Annotated in this window: 6 protein-coding genes; 2 read left to right on the top strand and 4 right to left on the bottom strand. The window is 71.0% G+C overall.

What is annotated here, in order from left to right; all coding sequences use genetic code 11:
- Positions 1–12: 12 nt before the first annotated feature.
- From G6026_RS10795 to G6026_RS10785, 3 genes are read right to left on the bottom strand one after another with little or no spacing between them, the layout of a single operon-like run.
- The gene (locus G6026_RS10795; protein ID WP_182613181.1) at positions 13–318 is read right to left on the bottom strand and encodes a hypothetical protein; all 306 of its coding nucleotides are present in this window, start codon (positions 316–318) and stop codon (positions 13–15) included.
- The gene (locus G6026_RS10790; RefSeq protein WP_182613180.1) at positions 315–677 is read right to left on the bottom strand and encodes an MTH1187 family thiamine-binding protein; all 363 of its coding nucleotides are present in this window, start codon (positions 675–677) and stop codon (positions 315–317) included. Before G6026_RS10790 ends, G6026_RS10795 begins: the two co-directional genes overlap by 4 nt.
- Before the next feature lie 24 nt (positions 678–701).
- Positions 702–1817 (bottom strand): LLM class flavin-dependent oxidoreductase, encoded by a 1116-nt coding sequence (locus G6026_RS10785; protein ID WP_182613179.1) that lies wholly within the window; start codon positions 1815–1817, stop codon positions 702–704.
- A gap of 81 nt (positions 1818–1898) precedes the next feature.
- On the opposite strand from G6026_RS10785, the gene G6026_RS10780 reads away from it, so the two are divergent.
- Both G6026_RS10780 and G6026_RS10775 read left to right on the top strand, forming a co-directional pair.
- Positions 1899–2324 (top strand): DUF1622 domain-containing protein, encoded by a 426-nt coding sequence (locus G6026_RS10780; protein ID WP_107757896.1) that lies wholly within the window; start codon positions 1899–1901, stop codon positions 2322–2324.
- Positions 2321–2731 carry a cupin domain-containing protein gene (locus G6026_RS10775; RefSeq protein WP_107755288.1) on the top strand — a complete coding sequence of 137 codons (411 nt, stop codon included), beginning with the start codon at positions 2321–2323 and terminating at the stop codon, positions 2729–2731. The genes G6026_RS10780 and G6026_RS10775 overlap by 4 nt, the downstream gene beginning before the upstream one ends.
- Before the next feature lie 11 nt (positions 2732–2742).
- Here G6026_RS10775 and G6026_RS10770 read toward each other — a convergent pair.
- Positions 2743–3433: SDR family NAD(P)-dependent oxidoreductase (locus G6026_RS10770; RefSeq protein ID WP_182613178.1), on the bottom strand; the 691-nt coding region annotated here is incomplete at its 5' end.

Genomic DNA, 3433 nt, shown 5'->3' with positions numbered 1-3433 from the left:
CCGATCTGACACTCAGGGAGCGCGGCGCGAGCTCTCCTCGCCACTGCCCCCGAACCACCACCGCCGGGCGGCCGCGGCGAGGAGCAACACCGCCAGCGCGCTCCACAGCAGGACATCGAATGTCCCGGCCTCGGGGGAGACGAGTTCGACCGTCGCCACCACGAGCGCGCCGATCCCCCCGAGCGTGGTGGCCAGCACGTACGCGAGGGTCTGCGGACCGCGCGGGCCGGGGCGGTGCGCACCGGACCCGGCGGCGGATCCGGAATCGTCCACAGTGGAGTCGCTGCGCGGGTGATCCGAGGGGACGCGGGAGCTCACGGGGCGACCGCCTCGTCGTCGTCGCCCCTCTCCCCTCCCCCGGGATCCGCCGCCAGGCCGTGTCGCATGCGGTGCTCCACCCTGTCCACCTTTCCGCGCAACTCACCTGAGCGGCCGGGCCTCAGGTCGGCCTTGAGGACCAGGCTCACCCGCGGGGACACCGCCAGCACGGCGTCGGTGGCGGCGCGGATGACGGGCATGACCTCGTCCCAGTCGCCCTCGATGGTGGTGAACATCGACGTGGTCTCGTGGGGCAGCCCGGAGGCGCGGACCACCCGGACCGCCTCGGCGACGGCCTCGCTCATGGACGCTGAATCGTCCGCGGTCGTGGTGGGTGCGACGGAGAACGCGAAGAGCATGTCCCCACGGTAATACCCGGTCCGTCAGCCGCGGGACACCTGCTGCGGCACCCCGGGGTCGTATCCGGCCCCGGCCAGCAGTTCCCGGACACGAGGGATGACCTTGCGCCCGTAGAGATCGATCGAGTTCATGAGGTGCTCGTGCGGGGTCGGCCCGCTGGCGTACTTGAGGTCGAAGCGGTCCAGCCCCAGCGTGCGCACGGTCGCGGCGATCTTCTGCGCGACGGTCTCGGGCGAGCCGACGTACATCGCCCCGGACCGCACCTCGCGGTGGAAGTCGGCCTCGCTCGCGTCCCCCCATCCGCGCTCGCGCCCGATCTGGTTGCGGTTGACCAACCAGTGCGGCAGCGCCAGGGCGGCGGCCTTCTCGTCGGTCTCCGCGACGAATCCCGGCGAGTGCACCGCGATCGGCAGCCGCGGGGCGTCGGTGCCCGCCAGCTGCGCATTCGCCTGGCGGTACAGGTCGGCGAAAGGCGCGAACCGGCCGGCGGGCCCGCCGATGATCGCCAGCATGAGGGGCATGCGGTAGCGGGCCGCACGCACCACGGATTCGGGACTGCCGCCCACCGCGATCCATGCGGAGAGCCCGTGCTCGGTCTCCGGGTAGACGCGCTGGTCTACCAGGGGCCGCCGTAGCTCGCCGGACCACGTCACCGGCGCCTCGGGCAACAGAGCCGCGAACAGGTCCAGTTTCTCGGAGAACAACTGCTCGTACTGCTGGAGGTCGAGCCCGAACAGCGGGAACGACTCGGTGAAGGACCCGCGCCCCAGCACCACCTCGGCGCGCCCGTTCGACAGGGCGTCGATCGTCGAGAAACGCTGGAACACACGGACCGGGTCGTCGCTGGACAGAACGGTGACCGCCGAACCGAGGGTGATGCGCTGCGTGCGGGTGGCGATCCCGGCGAGCACGACATCCGGGGCGGAGACCGCGAAGTCGGGGCGGTGGTGCTCACCCACCCCGAAGGCGTCGACCCCCACCTCGTCGGCGAGCACCGCCTGGTCGACGACATCCCGGATGACCTGGGCATGGTGGACGCGGGCGCCGCTGGAGTCGACCGTGGTGTCACCGAAGGTGTCGAGGCCCAGCGCGACGGACTGTGACGACGACGCGGGGGTGGAGGCGCTGTGCTGAGTCATTCCCCCATATTAGTTGACTTGTCAACCATAGTGTTCGCGCAGGTCCCGCACGCCCCTGCCGGGCCGGTCTACAGTTCCTCCATGACGTTCTCGGAGGCCGTGGAACTGGTGGGCAAGACGATCGACGCGGCGGGCGTGGCCGCCATCGTGGTGGGCGCGTTGGTGGCCGCCCTGTTCGCCCTGGACCCGCGCCGCCGGTCCGGCCCGGAGAACGACGCCTACACCGCGTTCCGTCGCCGACTCGGCCGCGCGATCCTGCTGGGGCTGGAGCTCCTGGTGGCCGCGGACATCATCCGGACCGTCGCGATCTCACCGAGCTACGACTCGGTGGGGTTGCTCGCACTCGTCGTGCTCATCAGGACCTTCCTCAGCTGGTCGCTCGAGCTCGAGATCTCGGGCCGGTGGCCGTGGCAGAAGGGAACCGGATCGCGCGGCGGGCGCGCCCGGCATGATGGAGACGACCGGGCGCGAGCCGACGTGCACGAGAGCGAGAGGACCACACCATGACCGCCAGTGATCACGGACCCCACCCCTACGTCGTCAACATCGAGGACGAGACCCTGTCCAACACCAACTACCGCACCACGCTGTGGACCGGAAAGCATATGCAGATGACGGTCATGGCGATCGCTCCCGGGGACGACATCGGCCTCGAGGTGCACGAGGACCACGACCAGTTCCTGCGCGTCGAGCAGGGCCGGGGTCGCGTCCAGATGGGGCCGGCCGAGGACCGGCTGGAGTTCGACGAGGAGGTCGGCGACGACTGGGTGATCCTCGTCCCCGCCGGGTCGTGGCACAACGTCACGAACATCGGGGACGAGCCGCTCAAGGTCTACTCCATCTACGCGCCGCCGGAGCACGCGCACGGCACCGTGCACGCGACCAAGGCCGAGTCGGACGCCGACGAGCACTGAACGACGGCGGGTCAGGCTCCGGCGGGATCCGCGCCCCTCCGGAGCCTGGTCGCCCGCACATACCTGGTGAGCATCCGGTCCATCAGCGCCGGCGACAGGCGCTGGAGCCGCCACGTCGCCCGCGCCCGGGCGGGTTCGATCACGAGAGCCCGGTTACTCCCGATCCCGCGCAGCACGCTCTGGGCCAGCAGGTCCGGGTCCAACGGTTCCCGCACACCCTGACCCTCCAGGTAGTAGTGCCGTCCGTCGAAACCCTCGAGCTCGCCCTTGTCCAGGATCGCGGTGTCCACCGCGGCCGGGCAGACCACGGTCACCCCCACGCCGTGGCCGGCCGCCTCCGCACGCAGCGAGAGCCCGAGCCCCACCACGGCGTGCTTGGTCGTGGCGTAGCTGGTGATCAGACCCGCAGGACACAGCCCGCCCATGGAGGCGGTGAGCACGAGCGACCCCGATCCCCGGCGGATCATCTCCGGGTACGCGGCGTGGACGCAGTGCACCACGCCGCGGATGTTCACGTCGATGATCGCGTCCCACTGCGCCAGGGTCAGCAACTCGGTGTCCCCGCCCCAGGTGATGCCGGCGTTGGCGAACATCAGGTCCAGACCACCGTGTTCGGCGACCACCTCGCCCACCAGGTCCGACACCGCCGCCGCGTCGGTGACATCGAGCGCGGCCGCCCGGGCGCTCCCGCCAGCCGCGGGG

This window comes from Dietzia sp. DQ11-38-2 (assembly GCF_014145055.1).
Taxonomy (GTDB): Bacteria; Actinomycetota; Actinomycetes; order Mycobacteriales; family Mycobacteriaceae; genus Dietzia.
This window is presented reverse-complemented; position numbering and strand designations above follow the sequence as displayed.

Bases quoted from the DNA above. Each gene is read 5' to 3' on its own strand.
- G6026_RS10790 (WP_182613180.1), bottom strand. From the start codon at position 677: ATGCTCTTCGCGTTCTCCGTCGCACCCACCACGACCGCGGACGATTCA.
- G6026_RS10780 (WP_107757896.1), top strand. From the start codon at position 1,899: ATGACGTTCTCGGAGGCCGTGGAACTGGTGGGCAAGACGATCGACGCG.
- G6026_RS10785 (WP_182613179.1), bottom strand. From the start codon at position 1,817: ATGACTCAGCACAGCGCCTCCACCCCCGCGTCGTCGTCACAGTCCGTC.
- G6026_RS10775 (WP_107755288.1), top strand. From the start codon at position 2,321: ATGACCGCCAGTGATCACGGACCCCACCCCTACGTCGTCAACATCGAG.